Raw genomic sequence first — 19,937 nt, 5'->3', positions numbered from 1 at the left:
TGGATGAGGAGCGGTGGCTGAAGGCGACCCGGATGCCCTATTGCACGAGCGGCGTGTCGGCCGCGTCGAGGTCCACCCCTTCGATCACGGCCTGGCCCGCCAGCAGCCGCAGGTACTGGCGCAGCGCCGTGACGTAGGCCTGCTGGCGCATCCGCAGCGCCACCGCGGCGCGCACCGCCTCGAACGGCTGCGCCTCGCCGCGCTCGCGCGCGCGCACTTCCACCACGTGCAGGCCGAAGCGGCTGTGCACCAGCCGCGGCAGCACGCCCACTTCCTGGTGCCCGAACAGCTCGCGCGCGAACTCCGGCGCGCAGTCGCCCGCTTCCAGCCAGCCCAGCTCGCCGCCCTCGGCGCCGCTCGGGCAGTTCGAGAACTCGCCGGCGGCCTTGGCGAAGTACTCGCCGGCCAGTTCCGGGTCCGCGTGGCAGCGCACCTCCACCAGCATGCGCTCGGCGCGCTGGCGCAGCGCGTTGACGTCCATGCCGGGCGTCACCGCGAACAGGATGTGGCGCGCCAGCACGCGCTCGCCGCGGCTGTAGGCGGCGGGGTTGGCGGCGTGGTGGCGCCGGCACGCTTCCTCGCCGGGCTCGGGCACCTGCAGGGCGGTTTCCAGCAGGGCCTCGATCGCGGCGCTGGCCGCCTCGCTGACCACGCCGTCGACGGTGCCGGCGTCGGCCGCATCGAGCAGCCCGGCGCGCCGGGCCGCCTGGCACAGCAGTTCGGTGCAGGCGCGCTGGCGCAGCGTCTCGGGCGCGAGCGCCTCGCCGCGCGCGTGCAGGGCCTGGCCGTTCACCGACGCGACGGGGGCGACGGGGGCGAATGCCGTGGATGTGTGCCCGGTCATGGCGCGCTCCTCAATGCGATTGCCCGGGCTGCGCGCGCCGGGTGCCGCGTTCCTGTCCGGCCGGCAGGTTCAGGCGCCGGCTGCGCACCACCTGATACGGGCGGAACAGATAGGCCACCGAGGCGAAGCCGCTCCAGACATGGACCAGCCGGGTGAAGGGAAAGACCAGGAACACCGTCATGCCCAGCACCATGTGGAGCTTGAACACCCAGCCCACGCCCTGCATCAGCTCCGCCGTGCCGCCGCGCAGCGTCACGACGCGCTGCGCCCATTCGGCCAGCACCAGCATCATGCTGCCGTCCAGGTGCTGGCCGGACAGCGGTATGGTGCCCAGCCCCAGCGCCAGCTGCACCCACAGCAGCCAGAGGATGGCGATGTCGCCGGGCCGCGAGGTGGCGCGGATGCGCGCGTCGCCCAGGCGGCGATGCAGCAGCAGGCTCACGCCGACGAAGCCGAGCACGCCGGCCACGCCGCCGGACACCATCGCCAGCAGCTGCTTGGCGCCGGCGCTGATGAAATGGCCGTAGACCGCGTGCGGCGTGAGCATGCCGAACAGGTGCCCGAAGAACAGGAACAGCACGCCGACGTGGAACAGGTTGCTGGCCCAGCGCAGTTGCCCGGCGCGCAGCATCTGCGAGGAATCGCTCTTCCACGTGTACTGGTCGCGGTCGAAGCGGATCAGGCTGCCGACCAGGAACACGGCCAGGCAGATGTACGGATACAGGCTGAAGAAGAAGGTGTCGAGGGCGGCAGTCATGATCGCGCTCCGGTGGCGGGTCCGTCGCGGCGGACGAAATGGATGGGCTGCGGCGCGCCGGGCTTGTCCTGGCCGCGCGTGGCGCAGCCGTCGAAGGCGGGCGGCTCGGCCCAGGCTTCGTCGAGCGGCTCCTCGGGCGGCAGCCGCACCGGCTCGACGCGCTCGCCGGCCAACTCCAGCACGGCGGCGATGGCCGCCCGGTACGGGCTGTGGCGCTGCGCCAGCGCCGCGTGCACGGCGTTGAGGATGTGCGCCATCTCGGCCAGGAACGCGCGCGCGGTGGGCGCGGGCTGGGTGGCGGCGAACTCCAGCACCACCGGCAGGTAGTCGGGCAGCTCGCCCGGGCCCAGCGCCAGGCCGGCGGCCTCGTACATCCGCAGCAGGTCCACCAGCGCCTGGCCGCGCTCGCGCGAATCGCCGTGCACGTGCTCGAACAGGTGCAGCGCGGTGGCGCGGCCGCGGTCGAAGGTGTCGACGTAGCCCGCTTCCAGCTCGTAGGGGTCGCGCTGGCGCATGCCGTCCACCAGCGCCAGCAGGCCGTCGCGCCCGTCGTCGCCGAGCGCGCGGCTGTGCGCGATGCAGTCGCGCAGCGGCGCCAGCGACGCGCGCAGCTCGTCTCCGGGGTAGGCCAGCAGGCGCGCCAGCGCCAGGCAGATCCGCGCATCGAATGGTTTCATGGCCGCGTCTCCTACAGGGTTGCCTTGATCGGAATGGTGCGCCGCTTCTTGCCGCCGAACAGGCTGGTCTCGCTGGTGCCGTCCGAGCAGCCGTTGCCGAACGAGAAGCCGCAGCCGCCGCGCAGGTCGAAGGCGTCCTCGGCGTACTCGCGGTGCGCCGTTGGAATGACGAAGCGGTCCTCGTAGTTGGCGATGGCCATCACCTGGTACATCTGCTCGACCTGCGCCACGCTCAGCCCGGCCTGCTGCAGCGCCGCCAGGTTCTGGCGCCCTTCCACGTGCTTGTCGCGCTGGTACGCGCGCATGGCCAGCAGCCGCTCGAGCGCGCGCACCACCGGCGTGGTGTCGCCCGCGGTGAGCAGGTTGGCGAGGTACTTGACCGGGATGCGCAGCTGCTTCACGTCGGGAATCTCGCCGTTGATACCGACCTCGCCCGCGTTGGCCGCGGCCGTGATCGGCGACAGCGGCGGCACGTACCAGACCATCGGCAGCGTGCGGTACTCCGGGTGCAGCGGCAGCGCGACCTTCCAGTCCACCGCCATGCGGTAGACCGGGCTGCGGCGCGCACCCTCCATCCACGACTCGGGCACGCCGTCCGCGCGCGCCTGCTCGATGACCTTGGGGTCGTCCGGGTCGAGGAAGATGTCGAGCTGCGCCTCGTAGAGATCGCGGTCGTGCTCCACGCTGGCCGCCGCCTCGATGCGGTCCGCGTCGTAGAGCAGCACGCCGAGATAGCGGATGCGGCCCACGCAGGTCTCCGAGCACACCGTGGGCTGGCCGGCCTCGATGCGCGGATAGCAGAAGATGCATTTCTCGGCCTTGCCGCTCTGCCAGTTGTAGTAGATCTTCTTGTACGGGCAGCCGGACACGCACATGCGCCAGCCGCGGCACTTGTCCTGGTCGATCAGCACGATGCCGTCCTCTTCCCGCTTGTAGATCGACCCCGACGGGCAGGACGCCACGCAGGCCGGGTTCAGGCAGTGCTCGCACAGGCGCGGCAGGTACATCATGAAGGTGTTCTCGAACTGCCCGTAGATCTCCTTCTGGATGTCGTCGAAGTTGCGGTCCTTCGAGCGCTTGGCGAACTCGCCGCCGAGGATCTCCTCCCAGTTCGGCCCCCACTCGATCTTCTCCATGCGCTTGCCGGTGATCAGGCTGCGCGGCCGCGCGGTCGGCGCCGTGACGGATTCGGGTGCCGACTGCAGGTGGTCGTAGTCGAAGGTGAAGGGCTCGTAGTAGTCGTCGATCTGCGGCAGGTTGGGATTGGAGAAGATGCGCATCAGCAGCTTCCACCTGCCGCCCTGGCGCGGCTCGATGCTGCCGTCCGCCTTGCGCACCCAGCCGCCGTTCCAGCGCGCCTGGTCCTCCCATTCCTTGGGATAGCCGATGCCGGGCTTGGTCTCCACGTTGTTGAACCACGCATACTCCATGCCGGAGCGGTTGGTCCAGACGTTCTTGCAGGTCACGGAGCAGGTATGGCAGCCGATGCATTTGTCCAGGTTGAGGACCATGCCGATCTGGGCGCGGACTTTCATCGTCGCTCTCCTCGTTCTCAGGCGATGCCGGGGGCGCCGGCGCGGGCGGGCTCGTCGAGCCAGTCGACGCGGTCCATCTTGCGCACCAGCACGAACTCGTCGCGGTTGGTGCCGATGGTCCCGTAGTAGTTGAAGCCGTAGCTGTACTGCGCGTAGCCGCCGATCATGTGGGTCGGCTTGAGCACCACGCGCGTGACCGAGTTGTGGATGCCGCCGCGCAGCCCGGTGATCTCCGAGCCGGGCGTGTTGATGATCTTCTCCTGCGCGTGGTACATCATCACCATGCCGGGCTTGACGCGCTGGCTCACCACCGCGCGCGCGGCGATGGCGCCGTTGGCGTTGAACAGCTCGACCCAGTCGTTGTCGACGATGCCGGCGCGCACCGCGTCGTCCTCGGACAGCCAGACCACCGGCCCGCCGCGGTTGAGCGTGAGCATGATCAGGTTGTCGGTGTAGGTCGAGTGGATGCCCCACTTCTGGTGCGGGGTGATGAAATTCAGCGCGATCTCCGGGTGGCCGTTGGGCTTCCTGCCGCGCATCTCGTCGACGTTCTTGAGGTTGATCGGCGGCCGGTAGCTGACGAACCCCTCGCCGAAATCGCGCATCCACGGATGGTCCTGGTAGAACTGCTGGCGCCCGCTCAGCGTGCGCCACGGGATCAGCTCGTGCACGTTGGTGTAGCCCGCGTTGTAGCTCACCTTCTCGCTCTCCAGCCCGCTCCAGGTCGGCGACGAGATGATCTTGCGCGGCTGCGCCTGGATGTCGCGGAAGCGGATCTTCTCGTCCTCGCGGTGCAGCGCCAGGTGCGCATGCTCGCGCCCGGTGATGCGGCCCAGCGCCTCCCACGCCTTGACCGCGACGTGGCCGTTGGTCTCGGGCGCCAGCATCATCACCACCTCGGCGGCGTCGATGTCGGTGTCGATGCGCGGCAGGCCCTGCGTGGCGCCGGGCTCGTCGACCGTGCCGTTGAGCTCGCCCAGCGCCCGCACCTCGCTTTCCGTGTTCCAGCCGATGCCCTTGCCGCCGTTGCCGATGCGGGTCATCAGCGGCCCCAGCGCGGTGAAGCGCCGGTAGGTGTTGGGATAGTCGCGCTCCACCACGCTGATCTGCGGCGCGGTCTGGCCGGGCAGCAGCTCGCATTCGCCCTTCTTCCAGTCATGCACGCCGAACGGCTGCGCCAGCTCGGCGGGCGTGTCGTGCATGAGCGGGGTGAGCATCACGTCCTTCTCCACGCCGAGGTGGCCCGCGCAGACCTCGCTGAAGACCCGGGCCAGGCCCTTGTAGATCTCCCAGTCGCTGCGCGCCTGCCAGGCCGGGTCGACCGCGGTGGAAAGCGGATGGATGAACGGGTGCATGTCGCTGGTGTTGAGGTCGTTCTTCTCGTACCAGGTGGCGGTCGGCAGCACCACGTCGGAGTACATGCAGGTGGTGCTCATGCGGAAGTCGAGCGTGACCAGCAGGTCGAGCTTGCCCTCGGGCGCCTGCTCGTGCCAGCGCACTTCCTCGGGATGGGCATGGTCGGGCCCCAGGTCGCGGCCCTGCACGCCGTGGCTGGTGCCGAGCAGGTGCTTGAGGAAATATTCGTGCCCCTTGCCGGACGAGCCCAGCAGGTTGGAGCGCCACACGAACATGTTGCGCGGCCAGTTGGCCGGGTGGTCGGGGTCCTCGCAGCTCATCTTCAGCGTGCCGTCGTTGAGCGACTGGACCACGTAGTCGCGCGTGTCCAGCCCGCGCTGCTGCGCGTCGCGGTGCACCTGCAGCGGATTGGTCTGCAGCTGCGGCGCCGACGGCAGCCAGCCCATGCGCTCGGCGCGCACGTTGTAGTCGATCATCGAGCCGCCGTGGCGGGCCGGGTCGGCCAGCGGCGAGAGGATCTCGCCCACGCCGAGCTTCTCGTAGCGCCACTGGTCCGTGTGGGCGTAGAAGAAGCTGGTGGAGTTCATCTGGCGCGGCGGCCGGATCCAGTCCAGCGCGAACGCCAGCGCGGTCCAGCCGGTCTGCGGGCGCAGCTTTTCCTGGCCCACGTAGTGCGCCCAGCCGCCGCCGCTCTGGCCGATGCAGCCGCACAGCATCAGCATGTTGATGATGCCGCGGTAGTTCATGTCGCAGTGATACCAGTGGTTCATGGCCGCGCCGATGATGACCATCGACTTGCCGCGGGTCTTGTCGGCGTTCTCGGCGAACTGCCGCGCCACCGCGATGGCCTGCTGGCGCGGCACGCCGGTGATGCGCTCCTGCCAGGCCGGGGTGTAGGGCGCATCGTCGTCGTAGCCTCCGGTGGCGGCCGTGCCCGGCTGCTCGCCCGGCAGCCCGCGCGCCACGCCGTAGTTGGCCGCGAGCAGGTCGAACACCGTGGCCACCAGCGTCCCGCCCTGCCCGCCTTCCTCGCGCAATGCCAGCCGCACCGCCGGCACGCGCCGCGCGATCACGTCGCCGGCGGTCTTGCTGGCGGTGAAGTTGGGCGTGTCGATGCCGCCGAAATACGGAAAGCCCACGTCGACGACCTCGTGCGGCTGCGCGCCGTCCTCCAGCACCGACAGCTTGAGCCTGACCGCCTCGCCGTGGCGCGCTTCCTTGTCTTCCAGGTTCCAGCGGCCGGCGTCGGGCCTGCCGTCCGGGCCCCAGCGAAAGCCGATCGAGCCGTGCGGCAGCGCGACCCGGCCCTGGTCGTCGAAGCCGACCGTCTTCCATTCGGGATGGTTCTGCTGCGCCAGGCCGTCGGCGAAGTCGCTCGCGCGCACGTAGCGGTCCGGCACCAGGATCGTGCCGCCGCCGGGCAGCGTGCGCGCCTTGAGCGCGACCAGCATGGGCAGGTCCGTGTAGCGGCGCGCGTAGTCGTCGAAGTAGGCGCTGCGCCGCGCGAAATAGAACTCCTTGAGGATGACGTGGCCCATCGCCATCGCCAGCGCCGCGTCGGTGCCCTGCTTCGGGTGCAGCCACAGGTCGGCCAGCTTGGAGACCTCGGCGTAGTCCGGCGTCACCGCCACCACCTTGGCGCCCTTGTAGCGCACCTCGGTGAAGAAATGCGCGTCCGGCGTGCGCGTCTGCGGCACGTTGGAGCCCCAGGCGATCAGGAAGGTGGCGTTGTACCAGTCGGCGCTCTCCGGCACATCGGTCTGCTCGCCCCAGGTCTGCGGGCTGGCCGGCGGCAGGTCGCAGTACCAGTCGTAGAAGCTCATGCTGACTCCGCCGATCAGGCTCAGGTAGCGGCTGCCCGCGGCGTAGCTGACCATGCTCATGGCCGGGATCGGCGAGAAGCCGATCACGCGGTCCGGGCCGTGCCGCCGGATGGTGTACACGTTGGCCGCGGCGATCAGCTCGTTGACCTCGTCCCAGGTGCTGCGCACGAAGCCGCCCAGGCCGCGCTGCTGCTGGTATTCGCGGCGGGCCGCGTCGTCCTCGACCACGGCGGCCCAGGCGTCCACCGCGCTGCTGGCCACCGCGCGCGCGGCGCGCCAGTGCTTGAGCAGCCGCCCGCGCACCATCGGGTACTTGACGCGGTTGGCGCTGTACAGGTACCAGGAATAGCTCGCGCCGCGCGCGCAGCCGCGCGGCTCGTGGTTGGGCAGGTCGGCGCGCGTGCGCGGGTAGTCGGTCTGCTGGGTCTCCCAGGTCACGATGCCGCCCTTGACGTAGATCTTCCACGAGCACGAGCCGGTGCAGTTGGTGCCGTGGGTGGAGCGCACGATCTTGTCGTGCTGCCAGCGGTTGCGGTAGGCGTCCTCCCAGGTGCGGTCCTCGCCGGTGGTCTGGCCGTGGCCGTCGGAGAAACGCTCGCGCGTCTGGCTGAAATAGGTCAGGCGGTCGAGGAAATGGCTCATGGCGGGGCTCCGGTCTCGGTTGTGCGGATCGCGCGCGTGCTCAGCACGGCATCTCGGCGCCGCGGCGCCCGTAGTACCACCAGGTGATCGCCACGCACAGCAGGTAGAACACGACGAACACCCACAGCGCGGCCTCCGGCCCGCCGGTCGCGGCGATGGCGGTGCCGTAGCTCTTGGGGATGAAGAAGCCGCCGTAGGCGCCCAGCGCCCCGGCGAAGCCCAGCGCCGCCGCCCCTTCGGTATTGCCTTCCTTGATGGCGCGGGCCTGCGCCTCCTCGCCGGCGCCGTCCACCTCGCGCAGCTTCTGGTTGAGGAAGATCACCGGGATCATGCGGAAGGTCGAGCCGTTGCCGATGCCGGTGGTCAGGAACAGCACCAGGAACATCAGGAAGAAGCCGGTGAAGCTGCCCTGCGCCGGACCGGCGGCGAGCGCGTAGCCGCCCGCGCCCTTGGGCAGGAAATACAGCACCCCCACCACCGCCAGCGCCATCACGGCGAAGTTCCACAGCGTCACCGAGGCGCCGCCGAGCCGGTCGGCCAGCCAGCCGCCCACCGGGCGGATCAGCGCGCCGAGCAGCGGCCCCAGCCACGCGTAGGCCAGCGGGTTGATGTCGGGGAACTGGCTCTTGATCAGCAGCGGAAAGCCCGCCGCGAAGCCGATGAACGAGCCGAAGGTGCCGAGGTAGAGCACGCACATCAGCCAGTTGTGCTTGCGCCGGAAGATGGCCGCCTGCGCGGCGAACGACGCGCGCGCGTCGGCGATGTCGTTCATGAAGAACCACGCCGCCAGCGAGGCCAGCGCGATCCACGGAATCCAGATGTAGGCGGCGTTCTGCGCCCACACCTGGCTGGCCTGGCCGCTCTTGCCGACGATGGTCTGCGGGTCGCCGCCGAAGATGCCGAGGATGCCCACCGTCACCACCAGCGGGCTCAGGAACTGCACCACCGAGACGCCGAGGTTTCCCAGCCCCGCGTTCACGCCGAGCGCCGAGCCCTTGTGCTCCTTGGGAAAGAAGAAGCTGATGTTGGCCATGCTGGAGCTGAAGTTGCCGCCGCCCAGCCCGCACAGCAGCGCCAGCAGCAGCATGGTCGGGTAGCTGGTGGACGGGTCCTGCACCGCGATGCCGATGCCGATGGCGGGCACCAGCAGCGACGCGGTGGAGATCGCGGTCCAGCGGCGCCCGCCGAACAGCGGCACCATGAAGGAATAGAAGATGCGCAGCGTGGCGCCCGACAGCGCGGGCGCGGCCGCCAGCCAGAACAGCTGGTTGGTCGAGTAGCGGAAGCCGAGCTGCGGCAGGTTGACCGCCACCACGCTCCACAACTGCCAGATCGCGAACGCCAGGAACAGCGCCGGCACCGAGATCCACAGGTTCAGCTTGGCGATCGCCTCGCCCTCGCGCTCCCAGAAGGCCCGGTCCTCGGGCGTCCAGATGGTCAGCACGCGGCCGCCGCCGGCGGGCTTCGGGGTGTCTGCTGCGGTTCGGATCATTGCCGTCTCCTGGCGCGCTCAGGGCCGCGCCGCCATGCCCGCGCGCGCGCCGTGCGGGCCCATCATCTCGGTGCGGCGCACCTCGGTGAAATACATCCAGATCAGCGATACCCACACCACGCCGTACATCAGCATGAAGGCGCTCGAGCGCACCCCGGTGACGTCGACCAGCACGCCGAACAGGATGGGCAGCACGAAGCCGCCCAGCCCGCCGGCCAGGCCGACGATGCCGCTGATGGCGCCGATGTTGTCCGGGTAATCGTCGCTGATGTACTTGAACACGCTCGCCTTGCCGAACGCGAAGGCGATGCCCAGCACCGCCAGCAGCGCGGTGAAGGCATAGACGTTCAGGCCCAGCCGGAAGCTGCGGGCGCCGTCCACGGCGGCCACCGTGAATTCCGTGCGCGGGTAGCTCAGCAGGAACAGGCAGACCCAGCACACCCACAGCACCCACCACGTCACGCCGTGCGCACCGTAGCGGTCGGCGAGCCAGCCGCCCGCCGCGCGCAGGACGCCGCCGGGCAGCGAGAAGCAGGCCGCCAGCAGCGCCGCGGCGGACAGCCCCAGGCCGTACTCGCCCACGTAGTACTGCACCATCCACAGGCTCAGCGCGACGTAGCCGCCGAAGACGATCGAGTAATACTGGCAATACTTGAGCACGCGCGGGTCCCGCAGCGCGCGCAACTGCTCCCGCAGGGAGGCGCCGCCGCCGGCGACGTGGGCCGGGTCGTGCGCGCTCAGCAGCCAGAACAGCAGCGCCGTGCCGAGCAGGATGGCCGCGTAGGCGCGCGGCACCATCGCCCAGCCGAAGCTCATCACCAGCGCCGGCGCGATGAACTTGTTGACCGCCGCGCCCGAGTTGCCGGCGCCGAACACGCCCATCGCGAAACCCTGCCGGCTTTTCGGGAACCAGCGCGCGACGTACGGCGTGCCGACCGAGAACGAGCCGCCGGCCAGGCCGACGAACAATCCGGCCAGCAGGAAATGCCAGTACTGCGTGGCGTAGGACATCAGCCACACCGGCGGCACGCAGGCCAGCATCAGCACGAAGAAGACCACGCGCCCGCCAAAGCGGTCGGTCATGAAGCCGAGCGGCACGCGCACCAGCGAGCCGGTCAGCACCGGCACCGCGGTCAGCAGGCCGAACTCGGTGGCGTTCAGCCCGAGGGTCTTGCGGATCGGGATGCCGATGACGCCGAACATCATCCAGACCATGAAGCACACGGTGAAGGCCAGCGTGCTTGCCGCCAGCACGCGGATGGCCGGTGCCGCGACCCGATCCCGTTGCGATAGCGCCATGCCGCCCCCCCCTGTCTTTCGCCGGATTTCAATCTAGGCGCCGGCGGCGCGGCGCGACATAGGTCTGCCGGGCAGCCCGGCATGTCCGGAAGGAGTAGGGATGCGGCGCGCGCGGGGCCCCGGCCATAGTTCGAAAGAACTATGGCCAGGACACGATCAGGCGCTGTCGTGCCCGGCCAGGAAGACCGCCGCCTGCACCCGCGAACTCAGGTTGAGCTTGCGCAGGATGTGCTGGACGTGGATCTTCACCGTCGTCTCGGCGATGTCCAGCTGGCGCGCGATGGCCTTGTTGCTGGCGCCGCAGGCGATGCGGCGCAGGATGTCCAGCTCGCGCGGCGACAGCGCGGCCAGCAGGCCGGCGCGCGGATCGCCGGCGGCATCCTCGGGCCGGCCCGCGGGCGCGGCGCCGGCCGGACCGGCGTGCACGGCCTGGAACGCGGCGGCCAGCTTGGCCGTCATCTCCGGGCTGATGGCCGACTGCCCCCGCCAGGTCTGGTGGATGGCCGCCACCAGCGCGGCGCCCTCGATGTTCTTGAGCACGTAGCCATCGGCGCCCGCCTTGAGCGCCGCGCCGAGGTCGCGCTCGTCCTCGCTGACCGTCAGCATCAGCACGCGCGCCCGCGGCGCGGCCTCGCGCAGCCCGGGCAGCGCGTCGATCCCCGTCACGCCGGGCAGGTGGTTGTCGAGCAGGATCACGTCCGGCTGCAGCGCCTGGGCGCGGTGCTGGGCCTCGCCGGCGTCGCCGGCCTCGCCGACCACGCGCAGCGCCGGCTCCTGCGCCAGCAGCGCGATCAGCCCGCGGCGGAACAGGGTATGGTCGTCGACGACCAGCAGGCGGACCGGACCGGTGGCGGGCATCGGTGTCTCCCCTCAGTGGCCCGGCGCGGCCTCGGCCACGCGCGCGGGCCGGGACGGCGCCTCGCGCGGCGCCAGCCGGCGCGGCAGCGTCAGCATCACGCGCGTGCCCCGGCCGCTGTCGGAGTCCAGCGTCACGGTGGCGCCGATGCGCTGCGCGCGCTCGTGCATGATGCGCAGGCCCACGTGCAGCCGCGAGGCATCCGGCGGGCGCGCGGCGTCGAAGCCGCAGCCGTCGTCGCGCACCTCGAAGCGCCACGCCTCGGCCTGCCGCACCGCCACCCAGACCTGGGTGGCGCGCGCGTGCTTGCGGATGTTGGACAACGCCTCCTGGATCACGTGCAGCACCTGGACCTGCACGTCCGGCATCAGGGCCACGTCGCGCCCCTCGACGCGCAGGTGCGTGCGCAGGCCGGTCTGGTGCTCGAACTTCTGCAGCGTGGTGCGCAGCGCGGGCTCGATGTCCTCGTGGTTCGTGCGCGTGCGGAAATGCACCAGCAGCTCGCGCACGTCGCCGTAGGTCTCGCGCACGCCGGTCTCGATCTCGCCGAGCACCCGGTCGGACGCCGCCGCGTCGCCGCGGCCCAGCGCGCCGCGCATCAGCTCCACCTGGATGCGCAGGAAGACCAGCGACTGGGCGATCGAATCGTGCAGCTCCTGCGCCAGCAGCCCCCGCTCCTCGGCCACCGCGGCCTCCTTCTCGAGCGCGCCAGCGCGCAGCCCCTCCATCGCGCTGGCGAGATGGGCGGCGAGCGCCTCGAGCAGGGAATGGTCCTCCGCCGTCAGCACGGTCTCCTCGATGAAGAACAGGTCGATCTCGCCCAGCACCCGCTGCTGCAGCTTCACCGGCAGCGACACCAGGGTCCGGTAGCCCGCGCGCGCGCAGCGGATCGACGCATCGTCGGGCCGCGCCCCCACGGCGATGACCCGCAGTTGCGCGGTGGCGCCGTCCTGGCCGCAATGGCAGGCGCCCGCGTGCAGGCAGCGCTCCTGCTCGAGCAGGTCGCGCGGCAGGCAGTCGCCGGCCAGCAGCAGGTAGCGCTGATTGGCCGCGTCGGACCAGCGGATCGCCACCGCGTCGGCATGGGCGATGGTGCGCAGCCGGCGCGCGAAACCCTGGCCGAGCTCGTCGAGCGTCGCCGCCTGCGCCATCTGCCGGCTCATCTCGTACATGGCCGCCAGCCGCATGCGCTCGCGCTCGAGCCGCGCGGTCTTCTCGCCGACGCGCCGCTCCAGGTCGCCGTACAGCGCCTCCAGGTTGGCCGCCATGTGGTTGAAGCCCTCCGCCAGCTCGCCGAACTCGTCCCGGGACGTCACCGCCACGCGCACGCCGAGATCGGCCGCCTCGACGCGCTGCAGGCCGCGCCGCAGCCGCATCAGCGGCTCGACCACGATCAGGTAGCTGGCATAGAACAGCATCACCGCGCTGGCGATGGACAAGGCCACCATCGCCAGCTGGAACATGTGCAGCCGCGCGGTCCAGCGCGACAACTGCGACTCGATGTCGGACACCAGCGCATCGACGGCATCCGCGAAGCGGTCGATGTCCGCCATCGGGACCGGCGCGCCGCCGAGCCAGCGCGCGCGCAGCGGCGCCCAGATCTTGCGCACGCTGGCGAACTGCGCGCGCGTCTGGGCATTCCACGGCACCACCAGCGGGCGCGACGGATCGCCGCTGGCCAGCAGCTCCAGGCTCTGCTCGGGCTGGCGCAGCTGGGAGGCCAGGGCGGCGGCCGGCGTGCCGCGCTCCACCGCCAGCGCGATCCGGTAGCCCTGCATGCGCATGCGCCCCGCTTCGTTGACCGCCGCCGCGCCGCCCTCGATCTGCCACGTGACCCAGAGCGTCAGGCCGATCGACGTCAGCGCAAGCACCAGCGCCACGGCGCCGATCGCCAGCAGTTTGGTCAGCAGACTCCATCTCGGCCGGTCCATCGCGAGACTCCAGGTTGCGCGTGGCTCTGCTGCCGGGGGACGGGCAGGCGGCACGCTGCATGGCAGGATCTCCCGCCGCGGCCGTGGGGGAGCGCGGCGGCCATGCCAACGAAGCGGCACCCGGGCGCGCGCGCATCGTCACACCTTGCGCGAGGCGCCGCCCGGGGCGGCAGGCATGTTTCCTGATCGAAGAGAGTATATGCAAGGCCACGTGCCGGGGCCCGACTTATCTCGCGGGAGGCGCGGGAGGCGCCGGCCATGCCGCCCGCGCGCGGCAAGCGGCGCATCAGGCGCCCCGGCCGGGGCGCCGCCCGACGCCGGCCGGCCACGCGCCTGACGGTTCCCTCCAATGGCCCTAGAAGTTGTTTCAAAATGAAGCGAAGCGGTCCTGGCTAGGCGCGCGGCCGCAGACAGTACAACCAGTACGGCAAGGCCGCGCAACGACGCCAGGATCTTTTTGAAACGACTTCTAAATTATTGCGCCGGATTGCCGTTATGGTCGCAGGGGCTCACACTGCCACGGCTCGCGGGTCACCGCGCGGGCCGCGCGGGAACCGGGCCTTTGTCTCCTCACCAGCACCCGCCGCCATGCATGTCTTCCGCCCTTGCCGGCTCATCCTCGCCGCCTGCGCGTTGTGGGGAGCCACTTCCGCCGTGGCGCAGACCGCCATCGTGCTGTACTCCGAGGCCGGCCAGCGGCCCCAGTCCTACGAAGAAAACGGCATGCCCAAGGGGGCCTATATCGAGAACCTGAACCGCGTGCTCAAGCGGCTTCCCGAATACAAGGTGCAGATCCGGTTCGCGTCGTGGGCGCGCTGCGTCGAAGAAGCCAGGAACGGCAACAGCGCCGGCGTGATCGGCGTGTACTATCGCCCCAGGGAGCGGCCGTTCCTGAACCACTCCAGGCCGTTCTACACCGAAGACGTCGCGGTGCACTGCAACCGCGATTCGGTCGAGGGCCGCACGTTCAACACCTATCCCGACGACTTCGCCGGCCTGAAATTCGGCAACCAGCGCGGTTATCTCGCGCCCGGCAAGCGCTTTTTCCAGTTCGTCGGCGAGGGCAGGATCGAGCTCGTCGAGGGGCATGAATTCCACGATCTCGTCAAGAAGATGCTGGTGCAGGAGATAGACTGCGTGGTCAACCCCAGCGTCGTCATCAACGAGGCGCTGGTCACGCTCGAGGCCCAGGGCATTCCGGAGCGCATGCGCTACAAGTCCCGGCGTGTCATGACCATCAAGGGCGAGACCGTCCATATCGGCTTCAGCAAGAAATACGAAGAGTCGCACCCGGAGCTGGCCAGGTTCCGCCAGTTGTTCGACAAGGCCGCGGACGAATAGAATAGCCGGCTCCCCGATTTACCCGAGATCGCGCATTACATGCCACTGCTGCCACCGGTTCGGTCGATCCGGAACAGGATGATCGTGCTGTTCATCGTTGCCACCACGACAACGCTGGGCGCGTTCGCCGTGCACCGCCAGTGGCTGCTGCGGCAGGACCTCGAGCAGCGTTTCGAGCGCACGCGCGCGGAAGTGCTGGAAGGGCTCCGGCAAAGCCTGGCGGCGCCGACCTGGGCGCTCAACGTGGGCATCCTGCGCACCGGCCTCGAATCCACGCTGATACACCCCGAAGTCACCGAAGCCTGCGTGTTCTCGCCCGACCGCCAGGAGGTCTACGCGGAAGTCCACCGCGCCGCCGTCCCCGGCCGCGCCGCAGCATCAGGCACGCTACCCTGCGCCACGGACAACGGGCACGACGTGCTCGCCAACGTCACGATCTACCCGCCCGACGACATCGATCCGGAGCGCCGCAAGCAGGCCATCGGCCACGCCGTGATCCGCTTCACCCGCGACAACATGCACCAGACCCTGCACGCGGCGATGGCCCAGGGCGTGACCGAGGTCGCCGCCATCGACGTGGCGCTGGTGCTGCTGCTGACCTTCGGCCTGCGGATGGTCTTCAGCCCGCTCGAACACCTGCGCGGCGCCCTGTTCGAGCTCGCCTCCAGCCACGGCGACCATCTCGACGAACTCGACCAGCTCGGCCGCACCGAGTTCGACAGCGTCATCGACGGCTTCAACCTCGTGCTGCGCCGGCTCAAGCTCATCATCGCCCAGCGCACGGAAGCCGAGCGGCGCGCGCGCGCCGCCATCCAGTCCAGCCACCACGCCTTCGCGCAGATCCAGGCCACCCAGGCCGAGCTGGTCGAGAAAAACCGCCAGCTCGAAGTGCTCTCCAAGACCGACCAGCTGACCGGCGTGTTCAACCGCCGCCACCTCAACGAAACGCTCGGCAGCGCGCTGGCATGCGCGCGCGGCGACGGCAGCCCGTTCTCGATCATCCTGATCGACGTGGACCGCTTCAAGTCCGTCAACGACACCCACGGCCACCAGGCCGGCGACCAGGTGCTGGTCGAGATGGCCGGCCGCATCCTCGAAACCAAGCGGGCCACCGATACCCTCGGCCGCTGGGGCGGCGAGGAATTCCTGCTGATCTGCGCCGGCACCGGCCTGCGCGACGCCGTGCTGTTCGCCCAGGCGCTGCGCCACGCGCTGTCGGAGCGCGACTTCTCCGTGACGGGACGCATGACCGCCAGCCTGGGCGTGGCCTGCGTGCAGGACGGGGACACCATCCACGGCCTGATCTCGCGCGCCGACGAAGCGCTGTACCGCAGCAAGCGGCGCGGGCGGAACCGGGTGGAGTACGCGGGCGACGACCCGCCGGCGATGCCCGGCGAAGCGCCGCGCGGGCACTAGCCGGATGGCCCTCCTTCTCCCGCTGGAGGGCCATCCTGACCTCCATCAGTTGGCGGATCTTCGCCTCCACCGCCTTCTGCCCGTCGGCGGACATGTGCTTCCCGTCGTCACAATATGCGCCGGACTTCTCCCTCGCTGGGTATCAAGCGCATCGGAATATCAAACCGGGAAAAGACGTCGTTTTTTGTCGTCTTCTCCGCGCCCGGCTACAGCGCCAGCTCAAGAATCTCCAGCACGTCCGCCTCCCGCGCGATCGGACGCGGATTGGCCAGCACCGGCGCGTAACCGAGCGACCGGCGCGCGATCTCCCGAAAGTCGCCGCGGCCGATGCCCAGGTCCCGCAGCCTGCCGGGCAACCCGAGGGATGCGACCAGCTCCGCGATCAGCATGGCCGCCGGGACGTCCGGGCGTCCCACGGCGGCGGACAGTTGTTGCTGGCGTGCCGCGTTGACGCTGGCGTTCCAGCGCAGCACCGCGGGCAGCATCGCGCATGAGGTGTGGCCATGCGCCACGTCGAACGTGGCGCCGATCGCGTAGCCGATGCCGTGGCTGGCGCCCGATCCGGCGCCGGTGGACAAGGCCGAGATCGCCTGCCACATGCCGAGCTGCGACCGCGCCCGCGGGCCGCCGCGGTCGGGATGGCTCCTGATCGCGCGCAGCCCGTCGTGGAGCAGGCGCCATCCCTGCAAGGCATGGAGGTCCGTCACGGGATTCGCGCTCGGGGAACAGAATGCCTCCACGGCGTGATCGACCGAGCGCATGCCTGTCGACAGAAGAAGATCGATGGGCGTCATGCGCGTGGCGGCGGGGTCCAGGATCGCCGTTCGCGCCACCAGGAGTTCATGCCTGAAGATCTGCTTGGCCTTGGTGGCCAGTTCGGTCACGCCGGCCACGGCGGTGAATTCGGCGCCCGACAGCGTGGTCGACACCGAGACCATGCGCACGGGACTGGCGGGCGGCGAGATGGCGGTTGCATCGAGCAGGGCATCCACGGCGGCGACATCGCGCACGTCCATCCATTGGCACATCAGGGCGGCCTTGCAGCCGTCGATGACGGAGCCGCCGCCCACCGCGACGAGCAGGTCGGCGCGTGCGCGCCGCATCGCTTCCGCGATCTCCAGCACATCCTCGCGCGGGGTGTGCCCGCGCATGGTCGCGATGGTGCCGACGTGCCGTTTCCCGAGCTCGCGCTCGACCTGCTGCAGCGGCCCGCCGGCCATGCGCGCGAGGGACCGGCCCGATGCGACCAGGACCCGCCCGGCGCCGCAGCGCTCCGCCTCGGCCAGCACCGCGCGCCCCGCCGGCATCGCGAAGACCACGCGCCCGGGCAGGGCATTCTGATAGACGAAGGGGACGCGCCCGAGATCGTCGTCCTGCTCTTGCGCCGTCACCGGCGGCGGTTGCGGGGTCATGTGCGCGGTCATCTGATTTCCCGCCGCTGGCCGGCGTCGGCCAGGATGAGATCCGCGCCCTTCTCCGCCACCATCATCACGGCGCCCTGGATATTCCCGGAGACCATCTTCGGCATGACGGACGCGTCGACGACGCGCAGGCCCGCCAGCCCTCGCACCGACAGGCGCAAATCGACCACGGCGGCGGCGTCGCTCCCCATGCGGCAAGTGCCGAGCGGGTGGTAGATGGTCTGGCCGTTGTCGCGCGCGAAGTCGAGCCAGGCCTCGTCGCTGGCGCACGCGTCTCCCGGGCTGAGTTCCTGCACGACATACGGCCGCATGGCGCTTCGCGACACGATCCGGCGCGCGACCTTCATGGCGCCGACCATGCAGTCGCGGTCGACCTGCGCGTCGAGGAAGTTGGGGCGGATCGACGGCGACGCGAGCGGATCGAGCGACTTCACGTGAATGCTGCCGACCGATTCGGGCCGAAGCTGCGTCACGCCGATGGTCATGCCGGGCGCGCGGTCGAGGATGCGCTTGGACGCATCGGCGTAGCTCGCGTGCACGAAGAAATACTGGGCGTCGGGCGTGGCCACGTCCGGACGCGATTTCACGAAGCCGTTCACCAGGCCCGTTCCGAGCGTCAGGATGCCGGTCCTGCGCGTGAAGTATTCCGCCACGGCCAGCCCGAGGCGCCATCCGCGCGACATCTCGTTCAGCGTGACCGTGTTGCGCACGCGCCAGTTCATGCGCGTGGCGAAGTGATCGACGTAGTTCTCGCCGACGCCCGGCAACGCGTGCCTGACCGGAATTCCCAGCCGTTGCAGCAGCGCGGGCTGGCCGACGCCGGACAGCTCCAGGAGCTGCGGCGACTGGATCGCGCCGGCGCAGAGGATGACCTCGCGCGTGGCGCGCGTGGTGGTCTCCACGCCGCCGCGCCGCCACGTCACGCCGGTGCAGCGCGCGCCCTCGATTTCGATCCTGGTGACGAGGGCGTCCGTCACCACCCGCAGGTTGGGCCGGTCGAGCGCCGGCCGCAGATACCCTTCGTAGGCGCTCCAGCGCCGGCCCGCCGATTGCACGACCTGGTAGTAGCCGACGCCTTCCTGGGTCTCGCCGTTGTAGTCTTCGTTGTAGGCCCAGCCGTCCTCGCGGGCGGCATCGATGAACGCCTGCGCGATCGGGTAGCGCTCGCGCACCTGCGCGAGCTTCATCGGACCGTCGTGCCCGCGCGCCGGTCCGCCCCGCGGATAGTTCTCGATCTTGCGGAAATAGGGCTCCACGTCGCGCCAGCCCCAGCCGTGCGCGCCGCCGGCCGCCCACGCATCGTAGTCGGCGCTCTGGCCGCGCACGTAGATCATGCCGTTGATCAGCGAGGAACCGCCCAGGCCCTTGCCGCGCGGCACCGAGATCACCCGGTTGCGGGTGCCCGGCTCCGCCTCGGTCTGGAAGCGCCAGTTGTACTGCTGGTCGACGAGGAGCTTGCTGAAGCCCGCTGGAATGCCGATCCAGCGGCTCGCGGGCTCGCCGCCGGCCTCGAGCATGAGCACGCGATGGCGGCCGGAGGCGCTCAGGCGGTTCGCCAGGATGCAGCCTGCCGTGCCGCCGCCGACGATGACGTAGTCCCAGCCCTCCTCGCGGGCAAGCGCGCCTTCGCTCATGGGGCCGCCTGCAGCATGAAGTCCGCCATCATCTCGATCTGGCTCACGAGCATGGGCTTGCCATAGTGGATGCGGCAGCCCCGCTTGCGGGCGGCCGCGAGCAGCGCCGTCTCGGCCGGCTTCATGATGACTTCGGCCACCACCTGGTCCGCGGTCAGCCGTTCGGCGTCGAGCGGCAGCGCGTCGTCGGGCCGCATGCCGAGCGACGTGCAGTTGATCACCAGGTCATGTCCCGACGGGTCGCGCGTGCTGACCGCGATGGCGATGGCCGGAAACGCCACGCGCAGGCGCGCGGCCAGCGCCTGCGCCTTGGCCGCGTCGCGGTTGGCGATCGTGATCGCGGCGGCGCCGGCGTCGCCGAGCGCGTACGTGATGGCCGTCGACGCGCCGCCGGCGCCCGCCACGTAGACGCGCATCCCGGCGGGATCGAGGTCGTTGCCGCGCAGTCCGCCGACGAAGCCCAGGCCGTCCAGGATTCCGCCCCGCAGCCGCCCGTCGGGCAGGCGCCTGACGATGTTGACCGCGCCCACGCGGGCGGCCTCCGGCGTGAGTTCGTCGCACAAGGCGACGAACGCGTTCTTGTGCGGCACCGTGACGATGAACCCTTCGAGGTTCGACATCTGCCGCAGGCCGTCGGCCACCTTTGCCAGGCCCGCGACGGGCACCTGCATGGGCACCAGGGCCGCGTCGATGCCGCGCGCGGCCATCAGGCGGTTGATCTCCTGCGGCGCGAGGACCTGCTGGATGGGATCGCCGATGGTGGCCATCAGACGCGTGGTGCCGGTGATCTCGTTCATCTTGTCTCGGGGTGGAATGGCAGATTGGGAGATTGGGAATGCGCGCGGCGACGCCCGGGGCATCGGCCGTCCGCCGCGCCTCGCGCAAGACAGGTCCCGTCTCACGCGCCCGGCAT

14 protein-coding genes are annotated in these 19,937 nt (G+C 70.3%); 2 read left to right on the top strand and 12 right to left on the bottom strand.

Annotation, left to right across the window (positions count from 1 at the left end):
- Window positions 1-37 precede the first annotated feature (37 nt).
- The 9 genes from KF708C_RS16310 to KF708C_RS16270 all read right to left on the bottom strand — a co-directional run bounded on the left by KF708C_RS16310 (window position 38) and on the right by KF708C_RS16270 (window position 13,212).
- On the bottom strand, window positions 38-844 hold the full coding sequence (locus KF708C_RS16310; protein ID WP_059412599.1) for a peptidylprolyl isomerase: 807 nt from the start codon (window positions 842-844) through the stop codon (window positions 38-40).
- Between the two features lie 10 nt (window positions 845-854).
- A complete protein-coding gene (narI, locus tag KF708C_RS16305; protein ID WP_020206500.1) occupies window positions 855-1,601 on the bottom strand; it encodes a respiratory nitrate reductase subunit gamma in 747 nt (248 codons plus the stop codon).
- On the bottom strand, window positions 1,598-2,278 hold the full coding sequence (gene narJ / locus KF708C_RS16300) for a nitrate reductase molybdenum cofactor assembly chaperone (RefSeq protein ID WP_059412598.1): 681 nt from the start codon (window positions 2,276-2,278) through the stop codon (window positions 1,598-1,600). Before narJ ends, narI begins: the two co-directional genes overlap by 4 nt.
- Window positions 2,279-2,289: 11 nt before the next feature.
- A complete protein-coding gene (narH, locus tag KF708C_RS16295) occupies window positions 2,290-3,813 on the bottom strand; it encodes a nitrate reductase subunit beta (RefSeq protein WP_059412597.1) in 1,524 nt (507 codons plus the stop codon).
- A gap of 17 nt (window positions 3,814-3,830) precedes the next feature.
- Entirely contained in the window at window positions 3,831-7,634 is a 3,804-nt protein-coding gene (locus KF708C_RS16290) for a nitrate reductase subunit alpha (RefSeq protein ID WP_059412596.1), read from the bottom strand.
- A 40-nt stretch (window positions 7,635-7,674) separates the two neighbouring features.
- Window positions 7,675-9,126 carry a NarK family nitrate/nitrite MFS transporter gene (locus tag KF708C_RS16285; protein ID WP_020206495.1) on the bottom strand — a complete coding sequence of 484 codons (1,452 nt, stop codon included), beginning with the start codon at window positions 9,124-9,126 and terminating at the stop codon, window positions 7,675-7,677.
- 18 nt (window positions 9,127-9,144) lie between these two features.
- Window positions 9,145-10,425, bottom strand: coding sequence for an MFS transporter (locus KF708C_RS16280; protein WP_020206494.1), 1,281 nt, complete (start codon window positions 10,423-10,425; stop codon window positions 9,145-9,147).
- Window positions 10,426-10,581: 156 nt separating this feature from the next.
- The gene (locus tag KF708C_RS16275; protein ID WP_059412595.1) at window positions 10,582-11,283 is read right to left on the bottom strand and encodes a response regulator; all 702 of its coding nucleotides are present in this window, start codon (window positions 11,281-11,283) and stop codon (window positions 10,582-10,584) included.
- Window positions 11,284-11,295: 12 nt separating this feature from the next.
- Window positions 11,296-13,212 (bottom strand): type IV pili methyl-accepting chemotaxis transducer N-terminal domain-containing protein, encoded by a 1,917-nt coding sequence (locus tag KF708C_RS16270; protein WP_059412594.1) that lies wholly within the window; start codon window positions 13,210-13,212, stop codon window positions 11,296-11,298.
- Window positions 13,213-13,800: 588 nt separating this feature from the next.
- Here KF708C_RS16270 and KF708C_RS16265 point away from each other — a divergent pair.
- Window positions 13,801-14,553, top strand: a complete 753-nt coding sequence (locus tag KF708C_RS16265; RefSeq protein WP_196812954.1) for a substrate-binding periplasmic protein — start codon at window positions 13,801-13,803, stop codon at window positions 14,551-14,553.
- 84 nt (window positions 14,554-14,637) lie between these two features.
- Window positions 14,638-15,969 (top strand): GGDEF domain-containing protein, encoded by a 1,332-nt coding sequence (locus KF708C_RS16260; RefSeq protein WP_197090368.1) that lies wholly within the window; start codon window positions 14,638-14,640, stop codon window positions 15,967-15,969.
- 206 nt (window positions 15,970-16,175) lie between these two features.
- On the opposite strand, the gene KF708C_RS16255 is transcribed toward KF708C_RS16260, so the two are convergent.
- The 3 genes from KF708C_RS16255 to KF708C_RS16245 are packed head-to-tail and all read right to left on the bottom strand — an operon-like array spanning window position 16,176 to window position 19,821.
- Window positions 16,176-17,393: an iron-containing alcohol dehydrogenase gene (locus tag KF708C_RS16255; RefSeq protein ID WP_059412592.1), complete on the bottom strand. Its 1,218-nt coding sequence runs from the start codon at window positions 17,391-17,393 to the stop codon at window positions 16,176-16,178.
- Window positions 17,390-19,024: a GMC family oxidoreductase gene (locus KF708C_RS16250; protein ID WP_059412591.1), complete on the bottom strand. Its 1,635-nt coding sequence runs from the start codon at window positions 19,022-19,024 to the stop codon at window positions 17,390-17,392. Before KF708C_RS16250 ends, KF708C_RS16255 begins: the two co-directional genes overlap by 4 nt.
- Entirely contained in the window at window positions 19,021-19,821 is an 801-nt protein-coding gene (locus KF708C_RS16245; protein WP_059412590.1) for a shikimate dehydrogenase family protein, read from the bottom strand. Before KF708C_RS16245 ends, KF708C_RS16250 begins: the two co-directional genes overlap by 4 nt.
- Between the last annotated feature and the right edge of the window lie 116 nt (window positions 19,822-19,937).

Source organism: Cupriavidus basilensis (genome assembly GCF_000876015.1).
Classification (GTDB): domain Bacteria; phylum Pseudomonadota; class Gammaproteobacteria; order Burkholderiales; family Burkholderiaceae; genus Cupriavidus; species Cupriavidus basilensis_B.
Note: the sequence above shows the minus strand (reverse complement) of the source record. Positions and strands in the feature narration are given on the sequence as shown.